This is a genomic window from Candidatus Woesearchaeota archaeon (genome assembly GCA_018302225.1).
Taxonomy (GTDB): Archaea; Nanobdellota; Nanobdellia; order SCGC-AAA011-G17; family JAGVZY01; genus JAGVZY01.
The window spans coordinates 46,211-67,163 of the sequence record JAGVZY010000007.1 but is presented as its reverse complement, the minus strand read 5'-3'; the positions used below and the strand labels follow the sequence as shown (position 1 = coordinate 67,163).

General features: G+C 29.8%; 28 protein-coding genes and 1 other RNA gene. 9 read left to right on the top strand and 20 right to left on the bottom strand.

All coding sequences use genetic code 11. The features are described 5' to 3' along the window. Positions 1-2: 2 nt before the first annotated feature. On the top strand, positions 3-251 hold the full coding sequence (locus tag J4403_01480) for a DUF1858 domain-containing protein (GenBank protein ID MBS3166860.1): 249 nt from the start codon (positions 3-5) through the stop codon (positions 249-251). 42 nt (positions 252-293) lie between these two features. After that, on the top strand, positions 294-977 hold the full coding sequence (locus tag J4403_01475) for an HAD-IA family hydrolase (GenBank protein MBS3166859.1): 684 nt from the start codon (positions 294-296) through the stop codon (positions 975-977). Positions 978-981: 4 nt separating this feature from the next. Here J4403_01475 and J4403_01470 read toward each other — a convergent pair whose 3' ends face one another. From J4403_01470 to rnpB, 8 genes are all read right to left on the bottom strand, one after another. After that, positions 982-1,233 (bottom strand): type II toxin-antitoxin system RelE/ParE family toxin, encoded by a 252-nt coding sequence (locus J4403_01470; protein MBS3166858.1) that lies wholly within the window; start codon positions 1,231-1,233, stop codon positions 982-984. Further along, positions 1,234-1,452: a hypothetical protein gene (locus tag J4403_01465; protein ID MBS3166857.1), complete on the bottom strand. Its 219-nt coding sequence runs from the start codon at positions 1,450-1,452 to the stop codon at positions 1,234-1,236. It abuts the gene before it with no gap. A gap of 99 nt (positions 1,453-1,551) precedes the next feature. Beyond that, positions 1,552-2,331 carry a cell division ATPase MinD gene (gene minD / locus J4403_01460; protein ID MBS3166856.1) on the bottom strand — a complete coding sequence of 260 codons (780 nt, stop codon included), beginning with the start codon at positions 2,329-2,331 and terminating at the stop codon, positions 1,552-1,554. Beyond that, positions 2,324-2,872 (bottom strand): hypothetical protein, encoded by a 549-nt coding sequence (locus J4403_01455; protein MBS3166855.1) that lies wholly within the window; start codon positions 2,870-2,872, stop codon positions 2,324-2,326. Before J4403_01455 ends, minD begins: the two co-directional genes overlap by 8 nt. After that, positions 2,865-3,335 (bottom strand): hypothetical protein, encoded by a 471-nt coding sequence (locus tag J4403_01450; protein MBS3166854.1) that lies wholly within the window; start codon positions 3,333-3,335, stop codon positions 2,865-2,867. Before J4403_01450 ends, J4403_01455 begins: the two co-directional genes overlap by 8 nt. Before the next feature lie 68 nt (positions 3,336-3,403). Further along, positions 3,404-3,733 (bottom strand): nascent polypeptide-associated complex protein, encoded by a 330-nt coding sequence (locus J4403_01445; GenBank protein ID MBS3166853.1) that lies wholly within the window; start codon positions 3,731-3,733, stop codon positions 3,404-3,406. Positions 3,734-3,743: 10 nt separating this feature from the next. Beyond that, positions 3,744-3,923 (bottom strand): preprotein translocase subunit Sec61beta, encoded by a 180-nt coding sequence (locus J4403_01440; protein MBS3166852.1) that lies wholly within the window; start codon positions 3,921-3,923, stop codon positions 3,744-3,746. Positions 3,924-3,982: 59 nt separating this feature from the next. Then, an RNA gene (gene rnpB / locus J4403_01435) (RNase P RNA component) lies at positions 3,983-4,336 on the bottom strand. Positions 4,337-4,417: 81 nt separating this feature from the next. On the opposite strand from rnpB, the gene J4403_01430 reads away from it, so the two are divergent. From J4403_01430 to J4403_01410, 5 genes are all read left to right on the top strand, one after another. Beyond that, the gene (locus tag J4403_01430) at positions 4,418-4,753 is read left to right on the top strand and encodes a hypothetical protein (protein ID MBS3166851.1); all 336 of its coding nucleotides are present in this window, start codon (positions 4,418-4,420) and stop codon (positions 4,751-4,753) included. Positions 4,754-4,938: 185 nt separating this feature from the next. After that, the gene (locus J4403_01425) at positions 4,939-5,220 is read left to right on the top strand and encodes a hypothetical protein (GenBank protein MBS3166850.1); all 282 of its coding nucleotides are present in this window, start codon (positions 4,939-4,941) and stop codon (positions 5,218-5,220) included. 39 nt (positions 5,221-5,259) lie between these two features. Continuing rightward, a complete protein-coding gene (locus tag J4403_01420; protein MBS3166849.1) occupies positions 5,260-6,456 on the top strand; it encodes a PD-(D/E)XK nuclease family protein in 1,197 nt (398 codons plus the stop codon). A gap of 83 nt (positions 6,457-6,539) precedes the next feature. Further along, positions 6,540-7,184 (top strand): proteasome subunit beta, encoded by a 645-nt coding sequence (locus J4403_01415; protein ID MBS3166848.1) that lies wholly within the window; start codon positions 6,540-6,542, stop codon positions 7,182-7,184. Between the two features lie 53 nt (positions 7,185-7,237). Beyond that, positions 7,238-9,136 carry a beta-CASP ribonuclease aCPSF1 gene (locus J4403_01410; GenBank protein ID MBS3166847.1) on the top strand — a complete coding sequence of 633 codons (1,899 nt, stop codon included), beginning with the start codon at positions 7,238-7,240 and terminating at the stop codon, positions 9,134-9,136. A gap of 72 nt (positions 9,137-9,208) precedes the next feature. On the opposite strand, the gene J4403_01405 is transcribed toward J4403_01410, so the two are convergent. The 5 genes from J4403_01405 to J4403_01385 are packed head-to-tail and all read right to left on the bottom strand — an operon-like array spanning position 9,209 to position 13,830. Next, a complete protein-coding gene (locus J4403_01405) occupies positions 9,209-9,790 on the bottom strand; it encodes a propanediol utilization protein (protein ID MBS3166846.1) in 582 nt (193 codons plus the stop codon). 51 nt (positions 9,791-9,841) lie between these two features. Continuing rightward, the gene (locus J4403_01400; protein ID MBS3166845.1) at positions 9,842-11,884 is read right to left on the bottom strand and encodes a hypothetical protein; all 2,043 of its coding nucleotides are present in this window, start codon (positions 11,882-11,884) and stop codon (positions 9,842-9,844) included. Then, positions 11,881-13,011 carry a pyruvate ferredoxin oxidoreductase gene (gene porA, locus J4403_01395; GenBank protein MBS3166844.1) on the bottom strand — a complete coding sequence of 377 codons (1,131 nt, stop codon included), beginning with the start codon at positions 13,009-13,011 and terminating at the stop codon, positions 11,881-11,883. The genes J4403_01400 and porA overlap by 4 nt, the downstream gene beginning before the upstream one ends. Continuing rightward, entirely contained in the window at positions 13,004-13,285 is a 282-nt protein-coding gene (locus J4403_01390; GenBank protein MBS3166843.1) for a 4Fe-4S binding protein, read from the bottom strand. The genes porA and J4403_01390 overlap by 8 nt, the downstream gene beginning before the upstream one ends. 5 nt (positions 13,286-13,290) lie before the next feature. Then, entirely contained in the window at positions 13,291-13,830 is a 540-nt protein-coding gene (locus tag J4403_01385) for a 2-oxoacid:acceptor oxidoreductase family protein (GenBank protein ID MBS3166842.1), read from the bottom strand. 233 nt (positions 13,831-14,063) lie between these two features. Here J4403_01385 and J4403_01380 point away from each other — a divergent pair, with 233 nt between their 5' ends. Together J4403_01380 and J4403_01375 are read left to right on the top strand one after the other, a co-directional pair. Further along, on the top strand, positions 14,064-15,170 hold the full coding sequence (locus tag J4403_01380) for an NAD-dependent epimerase/dehydratase family protein (GenBank protein MBS3166841.1): 1,107 nt from the start codon (positions 14,064-14,066) through the stop codon (positions 15,168-15,170). Between the two features lie 27 nt (positions 15,171-15,197). Beyond that, positions 15,198-16,310: a GDP-mannose 4,6-dehydratase gene (locus tag J4403_01375; GenBank protein ID MBS3166840.1), complete on the top strand. Its 1,113-nt coding sequence runs from the start codon at positions 15,198-15,200 to the stop codon at positions 16,308-16,310. Positions 16,311-16,313: 3 nt separating this feature from the next. On the opposite strand, the gene J4403_01370 is transcribed toward J4403_01375, so the two are convergent. The 7 genes from J4403_01370 to J4403_01340 form a co-directional block, all read right to left on the bottom strand. Further along, positions 16,314-17,918: a TCP-1/cpn60 chaperonin family protein gene (locus J4403_01370; GenBank protein ID MBS3166839.1), complete on the bottom strand. Its 1,605-nt coding sequence runs from the start codon at positions 17,916-17,918 to the stop codon at positions 16,314-16,316. A 53-nt stretch (positions 17,919-17,971) separates the two neighbouring features. Then, entirely contained in the window at positions 17,972-18,469 is a 498-nt protein-coding gene (locus J4403_01365) for a nucleoside-diphosphate kinase (GenBank protein MBS3166838.1), read from the bottom strand. A 15-nt stretch (positions 18,470-18,484) separates the two neighbouring features. Then, positions 18,485-18,652, bottom strand: coding sequence for a 50S ribosomal protein L24e (locus J4403_01360; protein ID MBS3166837.1), 168 nt, complete (start codon positions 18,650-18,652; stop codon positions 18,485-18,487). After that, a complete protein-coding gene (locus tag J4403_01355) occupies positions 18,649-18,936 on the bottom strand; it encodes a 30S ribosomal protein S28e (GenBank protein MBS3166836.1) in 288 nt (95 codons plus the stop codon). The genes J4403_01360 and J4403_01355 overlap by 4 nt, the downstream gene beginning before the upstream one ends. Before the next feature lies 1 nt (position 18,937). After that, a complete protein-coding gene (gene rpl7ae / locus J4403_01350) occupies positions 18,938-19,285 on the bottom strand; it encodes a 50S ribosomal protein L7Ae (protein ID MBS3166835.1) in 348 nt (115 codons plus the stop codon). Positions 19,286-19,590: 305 nt separating this feature from the next. Next, on the bottom strand, positions 19,591-20,031 hold the full coding sequence (locus tag J4403_01345; protein MBS3166834.1) for a hypothetical protein: 441 nt from the start codon (positions 20,029-20,031) through the stop codon (positions 19,591-19,593). An 85-nt stretch (positions 20,032-20,116) separates the two neighbouring features. Next, entirely contained in the window at positions 20,117-20,833 is a 717-nt protein-coding gene (locus J4403_01340; protein ID MBS3166833.1) for a hypothetical protein, read from the bottom strand. Positions 20,834-20,953: the final 120 nt, after the last annotated feature.

The window sequence follows — 20,953 nt, the reverse complement described above, 5'->3', positions numbered from 1 at the left end:
AAATGGTAAAAATAACTAAAGATTCAAAAATTGGAGATATAACCAGAACACATCCAGATGTGGTTGCATTATTATTTGAAGCAGGTTTGCATTGTGTTGGTTGCCATGTTAGTCATAGTGAAAGTTTAGAAGAAGGTTGTTTAGCTCATGGAATGTCTGAAAAAGATGTTAAGGAATTAGTCGAGAAAATAAATAAGGTTCTTGCAAAACAACCAAATTTTAAAAAGAAAACGGTTAAGGATGATTTGTAAGATTTAGGTTAGTTTTATAAAACCTGACAAGCTTTTTAGTTTATGGTTGATTTAATTATAACTGATTTTGATGGAGTTATTTTAGACTCTTTTGAAGATCAGTTTAATTGGTTTAAACATATTTGTAATCTTTTTGATAAACCTTTTTCTTACAAAACTTTGAATGAATTTAAGAAAGTTTATGTTGAACCTGTTTATCCAAATTTATATGAATTCTTAGGTTTTAATTGGGATGATGAAAAAGAAAAATCTTTAATTTGGGAAGAATATCACAAACATAAATCTAAAGGCGAACTTAAAATATTTGAAAATATTGATAAAGTTATAGAAGAGATTTCTACAAGTGGAAAAATTCTTGCTTTAGCTTCATCTAATACACATTCAGCTATGGAACCTTACCTTAAGAAGTTTGGTTTGTCTGATTATTTTAAATCAATTGTAGGTAGAGAAGATTTACCTAAAGTGAATGGGGATTCTTTGATTAAACCTCATCCTGTATGTTTACTTATAACTTTAAAAAGATTAAATGTTGAGCCACAAAATGCTGTGTATATAGGCGATCATACTTCTGATTTTTTTGCTGCAAGGAATGTTGGGGCTTATTGTGATACAGCTTTGCCTATGATTGCAGTTTCATATGGTTATTCTTTGAAAGAAGATTTTATAAAATTAGGTCAGAATAAAATTGCTGATAATCCTTTAGAACTACTTAGTTTAATTAAATAATTATTTAATTATAAATCTCTTTTCTATGTCCTATTTTAAGAACTAAAATCCATAGCTTATCTTTTTCCATATCAAAAATTATTCTATAATCTCCTACTCTAAATCTATAACCTTGCATTCCAATTAATTTTTTTATATCGCATGATTCTGGTCTGATTCTTAATCTTTCTAATGCAAAAATAATCCTTTTTTTTAAATTAAGGTCTAATTTTTCTAATTGTTTTAATGCAGAAGGAGAATATATTAACTCGTACATTTAGAACCCCAGTTTCTTTTTAACTTGTTCGTGTGTATAACTTTTCCCTGTTTTAATATTTTTTCTTGCTTGTTCTATTTCTTTTTTAGTTTCTTCATTTATTTCTAATGTATCTTCTACTAAATTCCAGATTATTTCTTCGTAGCTTTCTTTATCATATTGTTTTCTTTGTTTTAATGTGTCTACGAGTTGTTCACTTACTTGTATAGTTGTAGCCATATCAAGTGTATAACTGGCTATAGTATATAAATGTTTCGTAAACTAGGTCAAAATAAAATTGCAGATAGTCCTTTAGAATTACTTAATTTAATTAAATAATTATTTTCTAAATATGGAAAGAATTGCGTCTATGATTGTTTTTGTTTTTTTCTGATTTATATCTTCTTGGTAATCTTCACCAATTAATTTTGCAGCTAATTTTTTGTATGCAATTGAAGAACTAGATTTGGGATAAGAGTCTATAATTGTATTTTTAGATACCATTGCTTTTCTTACTGCAGTATCTTCAGGTATAACACCCAAAACAGGAACTTCAAGCATCTCTTCAACATTGGTTATAGTCATATCTAAACCATCTAATTTTACTCTTGTTAAAATTGCACCTATAATCGGAATTCCAACTTTTTCAGCAAGTTTTACTGCTTTAAGTGCATCAGTAATTGCTGGTAATTCTGGATTTGTAACTATTAATAATTCATCACTTGCTTCTATCGCCGAGATTGCTTCTTTACCTAAACCTGCAGCACCATCAATTAAACAAATATCTGTTAAACCTACTAAATCTAACATTTTATTTTTTAATTTTCCAGGATCAATATTACTTAAATCTTTTAGAGCAATACTTCCAGGAACTATTTTTGTTCCTGATGGATGTAAATAAATAGAATCGGAAATATGGTTTTTTCCTTGTAAAACGTGGTGTATTGTTACCGGAGCAACTGGAACGCCTAAATAAACACCTATGTTGGGTGTAGTTAAATTAGCATCAACCACGGTAACATCTTTTCCAAAGAAATTTAAAGCAGAACCAAGATTAATAGCACTAGTAGTTTTACCTACACCCCCTTTTCCAGAGATTATACCTATAATTTTAGTCATCGTATGAGTCACCTGAGTCTTCCATGGGTTCTCCAGTTATATAACTATGTATAAATTTTATAAATTCTCCGGTGAAAGCATAAAATATCTTTAAAACGTCTATGTTTACTCCCCCCTTGTAATCTTTGCCTTTTTCAAGGCTGTCTATCTTATATTGATTAAGTATTTTATCTACAATCTTTTGGTCTTTTTCATTTAGGGGCACTATAAGTGTAACATTTTTCCTAAATTCTTGTTCTTTGTTATAATAAGCTTTATCAACATTTTTTAATAAGAAATAGAAGCTAATGTGTTGCATAATAAATTCGCTCCTTTCCATAAGTTTGATTAATTCTCTTGCACGTTCTTTAGGTGATTTTGGAACTTCTTCTAATAGGCCTTTTTCTTTTGCACTAATTAATGCGTCTTCTATAGCTACATTATAAATATCTATTAATTTTTTTACTACATTTTTGATTACTTCTGCAGTTCTAGTATATTTTAGAGTCACATCTATAAGATGTTCTGCTCTTTTCATTTCACTTACTGCACGTTCACTCATTCTTTAGAAGCACCTTATCAAGTTTAGAAAGATATTCTCTTGCAGAGACAATATATTCCTTTACTTCTTGAATATTAATTGTTTTAGTTCTATAATTCTCAGAACAGATTACAAATTTTTCTCCTTTGCCAAACGCAATAGGGCTTTTTTTATGTTGTTCCAATATACTATTGACCTCACGTATTAAATGTATCATTTCGTTTGAAAGATTATACCTTCGCAGGCATTTTTCTGCGAGATTTAATTTTAATTCTTGATTTTGGGGTATGGGTGAAATTCTTTTGTATAATCGTTCATATTCCAAAAGTGAATCTGTTTTGTGTTTTAGTGCGAGATTTAAATTATCTAATATTGTTAGCAATAATTTTGGTTCTTGCACAAGTTCATAGGTTACATATGCTAAATGGTCTGCTGTCTTAAAATAATCATTTGCTTTCTGAAAAAGTTCGAGATAGCGTTCCATTTTAGTAGTATAGGTATTGAAGTTTTTAAATATTACCTAAGTTTAAAGATTCTGTTTTTAAACTAATTTCAATCTTTAAGTTTAAGTATAGCTTCTGCAATATCACCTCTTGAATCTTCAAGTGCTTTTACTGCCTCTTTTTTATCACAAGATGTTTGCTGAATTACTAGTTCAACATCTTCATTTGTAAATAATTCTTTTGAAGTTTCAATAATATTACCTGAAATTTGAAATGATTCTTGCCCAGACATATTTACTTTTAGAACTGAAGGTTGAGCAATTGTAATATTTTTATCTTTTAATTTTATTATTACTTCTGAAGCATCAAGTTCTTCTTGTTTTATTCCCATCTGCTTCATAGCTTGTTTTAACATCTTGGGATTTATACCTTGAAACATTTTAATACCTTTAACCTACTATAATTGTTTTTTTAGTTATTAAGAAATATAAGAAAAGGTAAACTATAATTATAATTCCTGTAATAATCATAAATGCTACTGGAGAAATTTCGATTTTGCTTTTGAATTCATCAAAATATCTTACAAGACCTCCAGATCCTGAAGGTAGTCTTATTGTATTATCTGCCATTGCAGTCTTTTTTTAAGTGGGAAGTATTTATATAGTTTTTGAAATAAGAAAAAATTGTAGGCAAGAGATAAGCCGCCTTCTGTAAGTTTAACTTAAAGCCAAACTTTTCCAACATTTAACTAAGCGTCTAATACAAGACTTGCACCATTCCGGGACTAGCAGTTTCATCGCATCCTATTAGCAAATTCAGTTGGTTAGCTCTGAGCTTATTACTAAGCCATTCGCAAACATCATCACAAACTAATAGGCCGTGTCTTTTCTGAGCTGTTGCCATCCTTTTCAGGATCTCTAGTAAACTAGAGTGGTATTGCTTCAGTTTCAAGTAATTGGTAACAATCATTTGATTTCCTGTGGTGGGCGGACTTTCCTCAGCTTAAATCCTTGCGGACAAACCGTCAGTTGGATGTCTTGCCTACTTTTAGAGGTTATAATTAGTAGGTTTATAAATCTTACTTTACGAAATCTTTATATAACTCGTTAAATTAAGTTAAAATATGGTTGTGAATTATGTTAAGACAAACCCCCACAAATCTCAAGCCAAATTAGAAAGTATGAATAATATAATGGCCGTGTGTTTGACGATTTTTGGCATTATGTGGGCTTTTTCTCCTGATAGACTAAATGGCCCAATTTTATTACAGTTTGTTCTTGCAATTCCTCTTTTATATGTTTCTGGTCTTGCTTATACTAAGGTTGCTTATAGAAAAGAGGTTAAATTTTGGGATAATTTCGGGTGGTTTACTAGCACTGTAGCTACAGCTTTTGTGCTTAATATAGTTGGAATTTTAATTTTCCTTTTGGGGCGTGTACAAATTGCTTCAATCATTTGATTTCCTGTGGTGGGCGGACTTTCCTCAGCTTAAATCCTTGCGGACAAACCGTCAGTTGGATGTCTTGCCTACTTTTAGAGGTTATAATGCGTGTCTTTATAAAGGTTTCTTTAAAAATAGAAATGTTTAAAAGCAAAGACTATTCAAAATCTAATTTTCGAAATTTAAAATAAAGGAGGGTTAAAATGTGTGAAGAAAGCAATTATAATTTGATGAAAGGTAGTGTGATTGTGGGTGCGTTAGATGGGAATAATTTAACTGGAAATACCCAACAAGTTTATGATTTTAATCCAGATGGAGAATCAGATAGTTTATATGCAAGGGCTTGCGCACATGCAGGAATTCCATGGCCTGGTGCGCCTAAACTAATTAGAGAATCTTCAGATTTAGTTAAAATTGTTGAAGCAGGCTCAAGGGAATTAGGCTTAGCAAAACAAGTTAATGAAGAAGTTCTCGTGGATTCTTAAATTCAGAAGTTTAATAAAGTCTTTTTTCTTTTTCTTTTTATGGTAATTTATTCACATTCTAGATTAAATACTTTTGAACAGTGTCCTTTAAAGTTTAAGTTTGTATATATTGATAAAATAGAACCAGAAGTAAAACAAAATATTGAAGGGTTTATGGGTAATAGGGTTCATGAAGCTCTTGAGAAATTATATTTAGATTTAAAATATCAAAGATTAAATGAATTAAAAGACTTAATTTTATTTTATAATTCTAGATGGGATCAAGAATGGAGTAATGAGATTGCAGTAATAAGGCAAGAATATACATCTGAAGATTATAAAAAAATTGGTGAGAAGTGTATAGTAGATTATTATAATCATTATTTTCCATTTAATCAAGATAAAACGATTGAATTGGAAAAACAGATTCAAATTAGATTTTATGATGGTGAAGAATTTTTATTAACTGGTTTTATTGATAGACTTTCTTGTTTAGATGATGGAACTTATATAATTCATGATTATAAAACTTCAGGAAGTTTACCTACACAAGATAAGATAGAAGATGATAGGCAATTAGCATTATATTCTATTGCAGTAAGACAAATGTATAAGGATTGTAAAAGGGTAAAATTAATTTGGCATTATTTGGCTTTCGATAAAGAAGTTTCAACAGAAAAAACTGAAGAAGAATTAGAAGAGTTAAAGAAAAATATTATTGCAGTAATTAGAAAAATAGAATCCACAAATGATTTTAATCCTAAGATGTCTCCACTTTGTGGTTGGTGTCCATTTAAACAGCTTTGCCCCGGTTTTAAACATCTTTATATGCAAGATGGAAAATTGGAAGTAACTGATAGAGTTGTAAATTCTGGAAAAGATTTAGTTGACGAATATTCCGAATTAAATCAATTAAAAGAAGAAACTGAAAAGAAAATTGAAGATTTAAAAAATAGAATAATTAAATATGCTTTAGAAAATGAATTAACTACTATTTATGGTGAAGATAATAAAATTTCAATAAGTTCAAGGCAAAGTTTGAGTTTTCCAAAGAAAAATGATTTGAATAGAGCAGAATTTGAAACTTTAATAAAAACTTTAGGCCTGTGGGATGAATTAGGAACAGTTGATGTTTATGAATTAGCAAAAAGAATTAATAATCATGAGTTGCATCCCGAAATTATGAAACTTCTTGAAAAGTTTGTAGACAAAGTAAATAACACTCAAATAAGATTAAGTAAGAGATATTATGGTTAATCTGGGTTTATGTTTGAACGAAAGGTTTATAAATAAGCTTCTTTTAGATTAAATTAAGACTTCTGAAAAAGGTGTTAATAAGAATGAATAAAGCGGAAGAGCACATAAACAAGGGAACAACAACTGTTGGAATAGTATGTAAAGAAGGAATCGTTCTTGGAGCAGATAAAAGAGTTACTTTGGGCGGAGCTTATGTTTCTCATAAATCTTTTGATAAAGTCTATAAAATTACAGAAAATCTTGCAATAACCACTGCAGGAACTGTTTCAGATGTTCAATTAATTACCAAATTAATTAAAGCAGAACTTTCATTAAGAAGAATAAGAACAGGTAGTGATGCTACTGTGAGAGAAGCTGCAAATTTGTTTTCAGGAATAGTTTATCAAAATATTAGAAAATTCAGTCCTATTTTAGGAGTAACTGGATTTTTACTTGGTGGAAAAGATAGATCTGGTTTTGCATTGTATGAAATTGGTCCAGATGGTTCAGTAATGTTGCATGAAAAATATGCTGTTGATGGTTCAGGCATGATGATGTGTTGGGGTGTATTAGACACTTTATACAAACCGGATTTAAGCATAAGTGAGGGAACAGATTTAGCAGTTAAAACAATAAGTGCAGCAATGCAAAGAGATACTGCAACTGGAGAGGGAATAGATATAGTAACAATAACTAAAGACGGAGTAAAAAAAGTTTTAACTAAAATAGTAGAAAGTAAATTAAGTTAAATTTTATATTAAACATTTTCTAGTAAACTAAAAATTTTGGAAATAAAAGTAAAATGATATCAATTTTAAAAGAAATCTTAAAAGAAGTTCCTAATAAGGCAGAAATATCTGAAGCTTTGTTTGAAGGTGCAAATATTGTTTTGTATACTAAGAATAGAGAATTTTTTCTGGATAATAATGGAATAATTAAAGAAATAGTAAATAAAATTAAAAAAAGAATAGAAGTAAGACCCGACCCTTCTTTGGCATTAGGGTTAGAAGCAGCAGAAAAAGAAATAAGAAAAATTATTCCTGAAGAAGCGGGAATAAATGAGATTACATTTGATCCAACAAGATCAAGAGTTATAATTGAAACAGATAAACCAGGAGTTGCAATTGGAAAAACTGGTGAATTACTAAGAGAAATAAGAAAAAATACTATGTGGGTGCCAACTGTAAAAAGAACACCTGCAATAAGATCAAAAATTATTGAAAATATTAGAACTGTTCTTTATGAAAATAATGATTTTAGAAAAAAATTCTTAAACTCTGTTGGAGAAAGAATTTATGCAGGATATACTCATGAAAGAAGAAATGAATGGGTAAGAGTTACTTTCTTGGGTGGAGCAAGAGAAGTAGGAAGATCTTGTTTATTATTACAAACTCCTGAGTCTAAAATATTATTAGACTGTGGAATTAACACTGCTGCAGATCAACAGAATGCGTATCCTTTTTTTGATGCGCCTGAATTTAATATAAATGATATTGATGCAGTTGTAATAAGTCATGCTCACTTGGATCATTGTGGTATGGTTCCTTTATTATTTAAGTTTGGATATACAGGCCCAATATATTGTACTGCGCCAACGAGAGATACCATGTCTTTATTGGCTTTAGATTTTATAGGTGTTGCATACAAAGAGGCTAAAGAAGGTTTGTTTACTGTTACAGATGTTAAAGAAATGGTAAAGCATACTATTTGTTTAGACTATGAAGAAGTTTATGATATTACTCCTGATGTAAGAATAACTTTGTATAATGCTGGACATACTTTAGGTTCAGCAATGGTCCATCTTCATATAGGAAATGGTTTACATAATTTGTTATACACTGGAGATTTTAAATATGTAAGAACCAGGGCTCTTGAGCCAGCTGTTTCAACTTTCCCAAGGTTAGAGACTTTAATAATTGAAAGTACTTATGGTGGAAAAGATAATAATTTATTGCCAAGAAAAGAATCAGAACAACAATTAATTGAGACTATAAATAGAATTCTTGAGAGGGGCGGAAAAGCTTTAGTCCCAGTTTTGGGAACAGGAAGAGCACAAGAAATTATGTTAATTTTAGAAGAAGCAATCAAAGCGGGAAAAATAAAAGAAATTCCAATTTACGTTCAAGGAATGGTTTGGGATGTTACTGCAATTCATACAGCATATCCTGATTTCTTAGATAAAAATATCAGAAAAGGAATTTTCCATAAAGATCATAATCCTTTTTTATCACCTATATTTAAGAGAGTTGGAAGTGCAAAAGAAAGACAAGATATTATAAAAGATGAAGGTCCTTGCGTTATTTTAGCAACATCGGGTATGTTAACTGGTGGAGCTTCAGTTGAGTTTTTCAAAGAAATGGCTGAAGATGCAAGACATGCAATTATATTTGTTTCTTATTTAGGTGTTGGATCTTTAGGTAGAAGAGTTCAGAGTGGAGAAAAAGATATTAATATTTCTAGTGATGGAAAAACTGAAATGATTAGAGTTAGAATGGAAGTTGTAACTATAGATGGCTTGTCTGGACATGCAGGAAGAAGTGAATTAGTCAAATTTGTGAGTTCATTAGAACCACAGCCCAAAAAAATAATCATTAATCATGGAGAATCCTCAAGATGTTTAGACTTGGCTTCAAGTTTGCATAAGTTGAGAAATGTTGAAACTAATGCACCTAAAGATTTAGAGGCTATTAGAATCAAATAGTGTGGATAATTCAGATTATTATTTGGATAGAAGTAAAATCAATTCTATGTTTAGATCTTATTTAGAAGAGAATTAATTTATTATTTCTGTTTCTTCGTTAGTTCCAACACCAAATTTTAATGCTTCATCTTTATCTATATGAATTACGGTTGTAAATCCTTTTTTTATTCTTACATTTAAATGTTCTATTATTCTTCCTGAGCTAAGTACTTTTGCGCTTACTCTTGAACCTTCAGTTAAATGATGTTTTTGTGCATCTTCAGGAGAAACATGAATATGGCGTTTTGCGATTATTAAACCTTCATCAATTGCAATTCCTGATTTTGGGCCATCAATAAAAATTCCTGGCGTGTCTGTTATGTCTCCAGAAATTCTTAATGGAACTTCGTTTAATCCTAATTTAGATAAATCAGATTTTAAAATTTCAACTTGAGTTTGGGCTCTTGCAGGACCTACAATTCTAATTTCTTTTATTTGTTTTTCAGAATCTAATAAATTAGAAATAGTAACTGTTTCTTCTGCTGCAAAATCATTTTGTTGAGATAGTTTTCTTTTTATTTTTAGTTTATAATTATTTCCAAATAAAGAATCTAAATCTTCTTCTGATAAATGTATGTGCCTATTTGAAATTTCAATTTTAACTTTTAATGCCATCTATATAGAAAAATAAATTATTTGTTTTTAAACTTTTTGTTTTATTTGGCTTTATTTAAGGTTTTTAGAGACTTTTAACAGTTTTTCCCACTGTTCATCAGTTGATTTTTGCAGTTTTTCAAGAAGTAAGTTATTTTCTGGTTTAAAAAGGTGCTTAAATCTACCTTGAAGTCTTAAATAAGAATTTACACTCTTTTGAATTTGTGGTTTATAATTTAAGATATAATTTCCATTTTCATATTCATATAATGGCCAGAAATTTGTTTCTGTTGCTAGTTTTGCAATTGTAATTGTTATGTTTGGTGGATGTTTCCAACCTAAATTACAGGGTGATAAAACATTTAAGAAACTAGGGCCTTTTGTTTCAAATGCTTTTTTTGCTTTTCTTGAAAGATCTTCCAAATCAAAGACACTTGCTTGTGCAGCATAAGGTATTTTATGTGCGATTACAATTTCCATTAAATTCTTTTTGATTTGTTCTTTACCATGATGAATTTTTCCATCTGGTGTTGTTGTAGTTGTAGCACCGAAAGGAGTTGAACTTGATCCTTGAACCCCTGTATTGTGGACTACAATTCCGTCGGCTATAAAATTATGTGCTCCTTCAACACTTAAATCAATTGTTGATTCTTCTTTTATAAATTTAATAGAAATTATTTTTTCAGTTCCAAAATTTTTATTTCCTGCAAAAAAGTCTTTTTGTTTTGTTTGAGAGATATATTTATCAATTAATAACCTCTTTTTTTTACTAAAACAGATATAACCATAAGTAGAATCTTTTAACAATTTTCTATAAACTACATGCGTTCCTTTTAATTTTTTTTGTAAATGTATTTTTCCTACTCTATAATTGCAGGTTTGCAGAAGTAATCTTAAGGTTTTTAAAAGATCGATGCTCGCAGATATATATCTTTTACTATTTTTTATTTGATATCCATCTGAAAGCATTAATCCTTGTATAAAAGCTTCTTTTTCTTTAAGTGGCAGAGTGAATATCCAAGCAGGCACTATTTTATTTTTTGCACCTTTATTAAATTTTAAAGATTCTATAAATCTTACTAAATTTAAAGAATAAATATAAACATAGTTTTTATCTTTTGGTTTAAGCGATATATTAAATATTTTTTTATAGAGAGTTATTAACCTCTCGCGCCCTTTTTTATTGCGGGGTAGTGCAAAACCTACTTCTGCCTTAGATTCTCTTATCCATCCATCGCCCATATATAATCCTAAAAATTCCATTAAATTTGTAGAACTTATTTTTGGTAAATTTATCTCATTTATTTTATTTACTTTGTAATCTCCTTTTTTAGATATTTTTATTTTATCAAAACTGAAACTTTTTTCATTATTTATTTTCTTTAAAGTTATAATTTCATTGCCTACTTTTAAATCTTTTAATTTCTTCCAAATAAATTGAGCTTTTTTACCTCGCCCATTTCGTTTTAATATTAGAAAAGGGTGATTATCTGTTGTTTTTATTGAATGATGAAATGTGTTAAGTTCATACACTTTTTTAATACCATTATTAAATTTACCTATACATTTTTTAGTAATCAGTTTATGAGCATTTTCATCAAAAGCATAGATCAATTCTCCAACTTTAACATCCATTACTTTTTTTAACCCTTCTTTAGTCATAATTAGGCTATCTAAGCTTAGACAATTCATATAAGCTTCATTGTCATAAACTACAAATACTATATCATGCCCACGTTCTAATGTTCCTGATAAAGACTGAAGTCCAATGTCGTAAGATCCACCGTCTCCAGCAAAGGCAATGAATTTAACGTCTTCTTTTTTTAATTTTGGATCCTTTTTCTTTAATGCTTTAAATGCAGTTTCTACACCTGAAATTGTTGCACCTGCATTTTCAAATGCACTGTGAATAAATGGAACTTTCCATGAAGAATAAGGGTAAATTGTTGAGACAACTTCTAAACAACCTGTTGCAGCACAGACAACTACTTTTTTATCTGTTGATGCGAGAATAGTTTTCACGATAATTGGGAATGCACACCCCGCACAAGCTCTATGCCCTGATATAAACTGAGTATCCTTTTGAGCCAGTTCTTTTATTGTTAAATCTTTCATTCTCTTACACCTATATATTTTTTTGAATTATTTAAAATATTTTTTATATCTTGTTTGTAAATTTCTCTTCCACCAATTCCAAATACATGACTTATTAATTCAGGTTTTTCTTTTAGATCATAAAGTGCAGATTTGATTTCTGAATATAGGGGTGGATAAGAACCATAGCTTTCTGAACGATCTAAGATTATAATTCTTTTTTTATCTTTTAGAATATTTTTTATTTCTTCATGGGGGAATGGTCTAAATAAGTTAATTTTTAATAGGGCAAGATTTAAACCTTCATCAATCATACTTTTTATTGTTCCTGCTGTTGAAGATAAAGCCACAATTACATCTTTTGTATTTTTATTTCCATAATATTCAAAGAAATTATAATTTCTTCCTGAGATTTTTGAATATGCTTTTGAAATTTCTAAATATTTTTGTTTTGCTTTTTCCATTGCTTGCGAAATTTGAATTTTTGTTTCAAAATTATAGTCTGTTAGTTGTAAGGCACCAAAGGTTTTCGGTTTTTTAAATTCAAGTAAAGAAAACTTTGGTTTATAATTTCCTATAAATAATTTTGCTTTTTTGTCTTCTAGAATGCATAAATTTTCCACACCATGAGAAACAATAAAACCATCTTGCATGATCATTACTGGAAGATTTATCGACTCTGCAAGTTTTACTGCTATTAAATTGAAATCATAAACTTCTTGACAGTTTTCAGAATATATTTGAATCCAACCAGAATCTCTGCAATTCATAGAATCTGAATGATCACAATGAATATTTATTGGTGAAGATAATGCTCTATTTGTAATGTTCATAATTACTGGAAGTCTTAATCCCGAGGTAACTCCTAATATTTCAAACATTAAGGCTAAGCCTGCTGATGAGCTTGCAGTCATTGTTCTTGCACCTGTTGCTGAAGCACCAACACAAGCACTTAGGGCACTATGTTCTGATTCTACTCTAATCAATTCTGTGTCTATTAAACCATCTGCAATAAATTCTGAGAATTTTTCAATTATATGGGTTTGAGGAGTGATAGGATAGGCTGAAACTACATCTGGGGCTATTTGACGCATTGCTTCTGCACTGGTTTCTGCACCAGTTAATATTTTGTTTACCATTTTATTCAAAATCCTCTTCTTGCATTGTTAAGGCCCCAGAACTACAAACAGTAACACAAATTCCACAACCCTTACAATAATCATAATCTATTTTTGTGATAACTCCTTTTTTTTGTAAAATGCATGACTCTGGACAGTAAACTACGCATTTTAGACATTTAGTACATTTTGCTTTATTATAAATTGGTTTTTTTGTTCTCCAATCTCCTGTTTTAAATTCTTTAGAAGTGTTTGAGTTAAGCAAACCTCCAATTTCCATTTCTGATGATTTTTTTAGTATCATTTTGTTTATTTTATTGAATTATATCCTAAATCTATTAAATCTAAATTCGCTTTTATCTTTTGTTCATCTAATTTGTCTTTAAATAAGTTTGTGAATGCTTTTTTTACTGAATCTAATTTTACTGAATTGCTTATTTTTATAAATACACCTAACATGATTGTATTTGGTTTTATATCTCCTAATTTTTCTTGTGAAATTTTGTTTGCATTTATTAAATAATTTTTAAATTCTTTATTTTTTGGAATCTTTGTAGAATTTAAAATAAATTTAGTTTCTTTTTTTGTTTTTTGATAAAAATTTTCTGAATGTGCAATAAATTTATCTATTACAAGGATATAATCTGCAGAGGTTATGGGTTCATAATCTTTTATAAAATTGTTTGAAACTTTTATGTATGCTCTTACTGGCGCACCTGTTCTTTCAGGACCATATTCTGGGAAAGCTTTGATATATTTTCCTTCTAGAGCAAATGCTTCTGCAAGTACTTGTCCTGCACTTTTTGCGCCTTGACCTCCGCGCCCATAGATTATAATATTTAAGTTCATGATTATACATTTTTAATGATATTTATAAAGGTTTATATTCTTTAGTAAACGACTTAAGTAAATTATAATATCAAATGCTTTTAAATTAAGATATAAAAAGAATTAAGTTATTTATTAACTAGAAAACGGTAGATTATATAACCAAATTATGTCGTTTTCTACTTTTTTATATTGTTGAAAGTAGCTAATAGAGAATAATAATCTTAATAAAGCAAATTGAGTGGAAAATTTGTATGATTAATAATCTTTTAGTTGTTGGTGGCTCAGGATATCTTGGAAGTAATTTTGCTAAGAAGTTTAAAAGTGAGAATCCTCAGTTTAAAGTGGCTGTTTATGATCAAGTTTCTCCTATTCAACCTGATTTGTTAGGTTCTATGGATAATTTTTATTCTGGAGATATAAATGATAAAAATATAGAAAATATAGTTAAAAATGGTAAGTATAATACCCTAATTAATTTTGCTGCAGTGCGAAGTAATCCCCTATCAAAAAAATTAGGTGGTCAAATAGATTATGATTTTTTAGATTCTTCACCTTTGGGTAGAACAAATAAATATGGTGTTATAAATTTGTATGGAATCGCTAAGAGAACTGGAATTAAATTGATTCATGTTTCTACTGCAGAAGTGTATGGTAGACTTGATTTTGAAGGAGAAGAAGATCTTCAATGTAAAGAAGAGAGTTTTTGTAATCCAGAATCTCCTTATGCTTATTCAAGATATGAAGGAGAAAAAATTTTGCTTGATGGAGATTATGAAAATGCAGCCATAGTTAGAGTTTCTAATTATTTTGGTCCTGCTCAACCATTATATTATTTAATTCCAATTTATGCAGTGAATACTTTGGTAGATAAGGAAGCACCATTATATCCGGAGGGCACTTGGATGGATTGGGTGTATTTAGATGATGTTCTTGATGGATTAAGTCTAGTTGTAAAGAAGGGTATTGGGCAAAAATATTGTAAAGAATTTAAAGCCGAGGTTTATAATTTGGCAGGAAGAAGCGATAAAGAATCAAGAATAACTCATAGTATGCTTTTAGATTATATTTCTAATTACTATTCAAGTAATGTATCCACTTTTAATTTAAGTAAGAATAAAAGAAGGGAATATAGAGCGAAAAGATCTATCAATTCAGATAATCTTAAACTTTTGGGCTGGAATCCAAATTCAGATAACAGAGAAGAATTTAATAAATTTCTTAACAAAACTTTAGATTGGTATAGGGATAATACTTGGTTTTGGGAAAATGAACTTTGTAGTTCTAAGTATAAAGAGTGGTATGCCAAAACCTATGGGAAAGAAGCTGTTCAATTAGTTAATAAATCTAATCAAAACTAATTTAAACCTTATTATTTTTATACTAATATGTCTAAAAATATTTTAGTTACAGGACATCATGGCTTTATTGGAAGTCATTTTGTCAAGTATATCTTAGATAAAGATGAGAATATCAAAGTTGTTGGTTTAGACAATCATTCTTATGCTGGTAGAGGTGGAAATTTTAACAGATTTGTTGTTTTAAACAAAGAAAAATTTATTGACTTAAATGGAGATATAACTGATGATAAGGGAGTAGTTCAAATTTTAAAAGATTATTATATTAATGCTATAATCAATTTTGCTGCTGAGTCTCATGTTGACAGAAGTTTGCAAGAAGCAGATATTTTTTATAAAACAAATGTAGAGGGTGTGAGAAATTTGGCTGAGCAAGCTTCTAAAGTAGGTATTGAGAAATTTTTACAAGTTTCAACTGATGAAGTTTATGGCCCTGTTCAAATTCTTCATTCTAGTAAAGAAATTGATTTAGTAAATCCAACTAAATCAAGTAATTATGCTGTTTCTAAAATGAAGGGTGAATTAGTTTTAGTTGAAGAATTTCCAAATTTAATTTGGAATATTACAAGAGGAACAAATAATTTTGGAACCCACCAATATCCTGAGAAGTTTGTTCCTACTGCAATAACTCATGCTGTATGCGGATTAAAAGTTCCTATATATGGGGATGGAAAGCAAATTAGAGATTGGCTTTTTGTAGAAGATCATTGTAGAGGAATATGGGAAGTTGTTAAGAAAGGGAAACCTTATGAAATTTATAATATGGGTGGAAAGAATGAATTAGAAAATATAGATGTATTAAATTATATTTTAAATTATTTAGATAAAAATTATGGTATTAAAGCTGAAACTGTTAATACTTTGGATAGACAAGATCATGATAGAAGATATTCCGTAGATACGACTAAAATTGAAAGGACATTTAATTTTAAACCAAGTATACAAAGTAAACTTGATTTTTTTGAAATGTTGGGAAAAGTTGTAGATTGGTATGTTAAAAATCCTGGATGGTGGATACCTCTTAGAAAATCAAAAGAATTTATAGAATATTTTAATTCTAATAAATCTTATATGAGTGTAATGGAACCTATTACTTCTGAACATACAAAAAAATTAGAAGAAAGGTTGAATTATAAAATCTAGTTCTTACATCATTTCAGGCATATCGCCTGGAGAAGGCATATTTTTTGATGATGAAGCGGCAATAACATCATCAATTCTTAAGATTAAAGTTGCAACTTCTGATGCAGATTTTATTGCTTGAGTTTTAATTTTTAGAGGTTCAATTACGCCAGCATTCCAAGCATCCCAGATTTTACCTGTATAAACATCAATTCCTGCCCATTTTTTTCCTTCGTCGTGTTTTTGTTTTAAGTTTGCTAAAATATCTATGGGATCTAAACCTGCATTTTCTGAAAGTGTTTTTGGAATAATTTCCATTGCATCTGCAAAGGCTAAAACTGCCAATTGTTCTCTACCACTTAAAGTGTTTGAGAATTCTCTTAAGTTTCTTGCAACTTCTACTTCTGGAGCTCCTGCACCAGCAACTACTTTTTTGTATTTAACTGCTGCGATTACATCTCCAAGTGCATCTTTAATTGCTCTTTCAACTTCATCAATAACATGCTCTGTTCCACCCCTAATAAGTATAGTTACAGCTTTAGGATTTTTACATTCTTTAATATAGGTCATTTCTTCATCACCTGTTTTTTGTTCTTCAACTAAACCTGATTCTCCTAAATCTTCTTTTCTTATTTCTTTTATGTTAGAAACTATTCTAGCACCTGTTGCTCTTGCTATTTTATTTATATCTGATTGCTTAATTCTTCTTGAAGCGTAAATTCCTGCTTTTGCAAGTAAATGTTGGGCATAATCATCAATTCCTTTTTGAGTGAAAACTACATTTGCACCTGTTTTTACTATAGCATCAACCATATTTTTAATCATTCTTTCTTCTTGATCTAAGAAAGCTTGCATTTGCATAGGATCATTAATTTGTATTTTTGCGTCTGTTTCTGTGTTTTTAATTTCTACTGCACAATCTAACAAAGCGATTTTTGCATTTTTAATTTTCTTTGGCATATTTGAATGAACTCTTTCTTTGTCTAAAACAATTCCAGAAATTAAAGTTGATTCTTCAACTCCACCACCAATTTTCTTTTCTATTTTTATATTTTCAATGTCTGCATCATCTCCCTCTGCAATTGCTTTTACAGATTTAATTACGATTTCAGAAAGAACTTCTTTTGAAGCTTCTGCACCTTTTCCAGTCATTGCAGTTATTGCAATTTTTTTAAGTAGATCTAGATTATCTTTAGAAATATCTTCAGCTATATTATTAAGAATAATAATCGCTTTTTCTGAAGCGATTCTAAAACCTTTAATTATTACAGTTGGGTGAATATTATCATCAATTAATTTCTCAGCATTTTTTAATAATTCTCCTGCTATTACTACTGCAGTAGTTGTTCCATCACCAATTTCATTTTCTTGAGTTTTTGCAACTTCAACTATCATTTTTGCAGCAGGATGTTCAATTTGCATTTCTTCTAGAATTGTAACACCATCATTTGTAATAACTACATCACCCATAGCACTAACCAACATTTTATCCATGCCTTTAGGACCTAATGTAGTTCTAACAGTTTCTGCAACTATTTTTGCAGCTAGAATATTGTTTCTTTGAGCTGGTCTTCCTGAACTTCTTTGTGTGTTTTCAGATAAAATATATACCGGTTGTTTATCAGTCATTTTAACTCCTTTTAAATATAGAGGTGTAAGGCTTATAAAACTTTATTAAGGATTTAATCCCAAAGATAGACTTTAGTTATTTGGGAAACTTCTTTTGAAGGATATATGGTTTCTGCTAATTCATTTGGTTTGAACCATAATTTAATTTCACGTTCTGCTGTTTGTGGAGAATCAGATGCATGAACTACATTTTCCCATAGGCCAGAGGTTCTTACTCTGCCATATCTTGCTCTAATAGTATCTGTATCTGCATTTTCTGGATTTGTTGAACCTAAAATATCTCTTACTTTTTTAATTGCACCTTCCCCTTGATAGACCATTGCAAGTACTCTTGGTTGATTGTGCAATTGCCCTCTAATATATTGCACAAGTTCATTAAAGAAAGGTTTTCCTATTTGTTCTTTATAATGTTCTTTTGCAAGTTCGTCAGAAACCTTAACTATTTTTGCACCAACAATTTTTAATCTTGTTTCTGTAAGCGCAGTTATTATATTTCCTGTTAAAGACCTAAGAAGTCCATCTGGTTTGATGATAACTAAGGTTTGTTCAATCATTTTGGAATGTTTTTATTTCTTTTTGCTCGTAACCCATTTTAAGTCACGACTTTTTCTATTTAATTTAAGCATATTTTTTTGACATTTACCTGAACAAAAAAATAAAGGTTTTCCATCTTTTTTTACAAAGACTTTACCATTATATTCAAATTCTGAATCGCAAAAGGAACATCTCATTATTTTCTCCTTGACTGGATTAATTTTCTAGCTTCAATTTCAGTTTCACGAAGCATTAATATATCTCCAAGCCTTACAGGACCTTTAGTATTTCTTCTTATTACTTTTCCTTGATCTTCACCAGAAAGAATTTTACATCTGACTTGGGTAACTTCTCCACGCATACCTGTTCTTCCAACAACTTCTTCAACTTGCGCGGCAACTGCATCTTTAAAATTTACATTACCTGCTTGTTGTTGTTCGGTATTTTCTTCGTCCTTTCTCTTTCTTATTATTTTGCTACCCATTTTACTTTAAGTCTTCTGAAATTTCACTTATTAATTCTTTAGAATTTCCTTCTTCTGTAATTGCTACAGCAGTTGTTGATACAGGAAGTCCAGCCGCAGTTCCTAATTCTTCTTTTTTAGATACTTCAACTATTGGAATCTTTTTTTCAGCACATAATGCTGGCAAATGCATTACAATTTCTATAGGGTTTGTATCTGAAGCTATTACAACTAATTTTGCAGTGCCTCTTTCTACAGCTTTTGTAACTTCATTGCCGCCTTTTTTTAATTTTCCTGTTGTTCTTGCTAACTCTATTGCTTCTAAAGCCTTTTCAGCAGTTTGTTTAGGTGTTTCTTTTTCTAGAATCATTTTATTTACCTCGTTTCATTGGTTTTGAAAAGAAAATAAGTGGTATGTTTAAATACTTTTCCATATAAGACTGTAAAATGAAAGTAGTACATAAATTTTTGTTGAATTCTTGTCAAAACCGGGTTAAAACAGGTTTAGAAGTGTTAAAATTTGAGGTAATCCTTATTAATCTTTGGTTGAAAGATAAAACGAAACTGATGCGTTTCTTTATTTTATTTTTTATACAATCAGGTTAATATATTAACTATTGTTAACATTAGATACAAAAAGAAAGGCCAAAATTAATTGGCCTTCAATTAGTTTTTTCAGATTTTGTCCCGTACTTGTAAAGGTAGAAGTTTCTTTCTAACCACCTTATAATTCCCGTTTTTTGCGAGGATTATAATCTCAAGAATCTGCCAGATTTCTTTACTGATATTATTAGAAATATTAAGCCTGTCCCTAAACGCTTCCAAGAACGGCTTTTTTAAATCCAGCTTTTCAGTAAGGATGATTAAGACTCGCTCAACAATCCCGGGGTGGGTTCCAAAAAGCTTATAAGGGGTTTTTGTGTGAAGAAATTCTATTTCTTCCATTCTCCCCTGCTGGGCTAAAGTAATATAGATTTCACCGAGATCTTCAGGAGAAATAATTGGTGTTTCCCTTGAGTTCTCAATAAAATCCAGAAGGCTAGCTGTTTTATTGGCTTTTATCAGCTCGACTGCCCACAAAGAAAGACCTAAAAGCAAACTTCCTCTTTCTAACATAAATAATCCTCCTTTGGATTTAGTTGATTTGAAAAAAGAAAAAGTCAGCTTTAATCAATTAAGAAAAGAGTCGACCTTAAAATATTTATTTCCCTGCATACTGCTTTATGCGTTCATATTGTCTGAAGAAATAAGGTAAGTTTTCTTTTTCCATAGGCCATCTAATCCCTCGAGGAAAATTTTCTTTATCTCGAAGAATCCAATCGGAATACTTAGGCTCATAAGCAATTAGTTTATTACTCGCTACGTTTGCGACTTCTCGCAAATCGTCTCTGTTGATAATTTCCGTGCTACTATCATCGGTCCATTCAATCCAGCTATCAGATAAAGAAATATTATTGATTAATACAATATCAAATTCATATAATGTATCAATAAATATGTCAATAAAGAGGGGAGAAGTATCTAATCTATTTTCTTCTCTGAATAAAACCTCTTTAGGTAAGGCCGCGTTTATACGAAAGAGAACAAATGACTCAAAATTAGCAATAAGTGCTAATTGTTCACTTTTATTCATAAATCTGCATATTTCCCAGGTATGTATAGGAATTGTACCAAACGGATAGGCAGACTTATAATCAGTAAAGAATTCAGCAGCTTTATTGAATAACTCCCAATCTATTTCTTTTTGTTGAATGCTACAAACCTCTTCGATTAAGCGATTTTTAATGTAAACGTCTGTTTCTGCAGAATAGAGATTCATCATCTTTTCTGTTATCTTTTGAAGGAGATTTTCTGCTTCTGCGTTCTGAACCGCAAAGAGTAAAACAAAAATTGATAAAACAAAAAGTATCTTTTTCATAAAATAAATCCTCCTTTGGATTTAGTTGATTTGAAAAAAGAAAAAACTGCCTTGCATAATTTAACTTATACAAGGCAGTTTGATTTTGAATAAATAACTCTTTTCGATTAAAATTCTCAT

Bases quoted from the DNA above. Each gene is read 5' to 3' on its own strand.
- J4403_01385 (MBS3166842.1), bottom strand. From the start codon at position 13,830: ATGAACTTAAATATTATAATCTATGGGCGCGGAGGTCAAGGCGCAAAA.
- J4403_01430 (MBS3166851.1), top strand. From the start codon at position 4,418: ATGGTTGTGAATTATGTTAAGACAAACCCCCACAAATCTCAAGCCAAA.
- J4403_01420 (MBS3166849.1), top strand. From the start codon at position 5,260: ATGGTAATTTATTCACATTCTAGATTAAATACTTTTGAACAGTGTCCT.
- J4403_01345 (MBS3166834.1), bottom strand. From the start codon at position 20,031: ATGTTAGAAAGAGGAAGTTTGCTTTTAGGTCTTTCTTTGTGGGCAGTC.
- J4403_01455 (MBS3166855.1), bottom strand. From the start codon at position 2,872: ATGAGTGAACGTGCAGTAAGTGAAATGAAAAGAGCAGAACATCTTATA.
- minD (MBS3166856.1), bottom strand. From the start codon at position 2,331: ATGACTAAAATTATAGGTATAATCTCTGGAAAAGGGGGTGTAGGTAAA.
- J4403_01340 (MBS3166833.1), bottom strand. From the start codon at position 20,833: ATGAAAAAGATACTTTTTGTTTTATCAATTTTTGTTTTACTCTTTGCG.
- J4403_01405 (MBS3166846.1), bottom strand. From the start codon at position 9,790: ATGGCATTAAAAGTTAAAATTGAAATTTCAAATAGGCACATACATTTA.
- J4403_01470 (MBS3166858.1), bottom strand. From the start codon at position 1,233: ATGTACGAGTTAATATATTCTCCTTCTGCATTAAAACAATTAGAAAAA.
- J4403_01425 (MBS3166850.1), top strand. From the start codon at position 4,939: ATGTGTGAAGAAAGCAATTATAATTTGATGAAAGGTAGTGTGATTGTG.
- J4403_01355 (MBS3166836.1), bottom strand. From the start codon at position 18,936: ATGGGTAGCAAAATAATAAGAAAGAGAAAGGACGAAGAAAATACCGAA.
- rpl7ae (MBS3166835.1), bottom strand. From the start codon at position 19,285: ATGATTCTAGAAAAAGAAACACCTAAACAAACTGCTGAAAAGGCTTTA.
- J4403_01400 (MBS3166845.1), bottom strand. From the start codon at position 11,884: ATGAAAGATTTAACAATAAAAGAACTGGCTCAAAAGGATACTCAGTTT.
- J4403_01465 (MBS3166857.1), bottom strand. From the start codon at position 1,452: ATGGCTACAACTATACAAGTAAGTGAACAACTCGTAGACACATTAAAA.
- J4403_01440 (MBS3166852.1), bottom strand. From the start codon at position 3,923: ATGGCAGATAATACAATAAGACTACCTTCAGGATCTGGAGGTCTTGTA.
- J4403_01370 (MBS3166839.1), bottom strand. From the start codon at position 17,918: ATGACTGATAAACAACCGGTATATATTTTATCTGAAAACACACAAAGA.
- J4403_01390 (MBS3166843.1), bottom strand. From the start codon at position 13,285: ATGATACTAAAAAAATCATCAGAAATGGAAATTGGAGGTTTGCTTAAC.
- J4403_01475 (MBS3166859.1), top strand. From the start codon at position 294: ATGGTTGATTTAATTATAACTGATTTTGATGGAGTTATTTTAGACTCT.
- J4403_01445 (MBS3166853.1), bottom strand. From the start codon at position 3,733: ATGTTTCAAGGTATAAATCCCAAGATGTTAAAACAAGCTATGAAGCAG.
- J4403_01375 (MBS3166840.1), top strand. From the start codon at position 15,198: ATGTCTAAAAATATTTTAGTTACAGGACATCATGGCTTTATTGGAAGT.
- J4403_01410 (MBS3166847.1), top strand. From the start codon at position 7,238: ATGATATCAATTTTAAAAGAAATCTTAAAAGAAGTTCCTAATAAGGCA.
- J4403_01415 (MBS3166848.1), top strand. From the start codon at position 6,540: ATGAATAAAGCGGAAGAGCACATAAACAAGGGAACAACAACTGTTGGA.
- J4403_01480 (MBS3166860.1), top strand. From the start codon at position 3: ATGGTAAAAATAACTAAAGATTCAAAAATTGGAGATATAACCAGAACA.
- J4403_01450 (MBS3166854.1), bottom strand. From the start codon at position 3,335: ATGGAACGCTATCTCGAACTTTTTCAGAAAGCAAATGATTATTTTAAG.
- J4403_01380 (MBS3166841.1), top strand. From the start codon at position 14,064: ATGATTAATAATCTTTTAGTTGTTGGTGGCTCAGGATATCTTGGAAGT.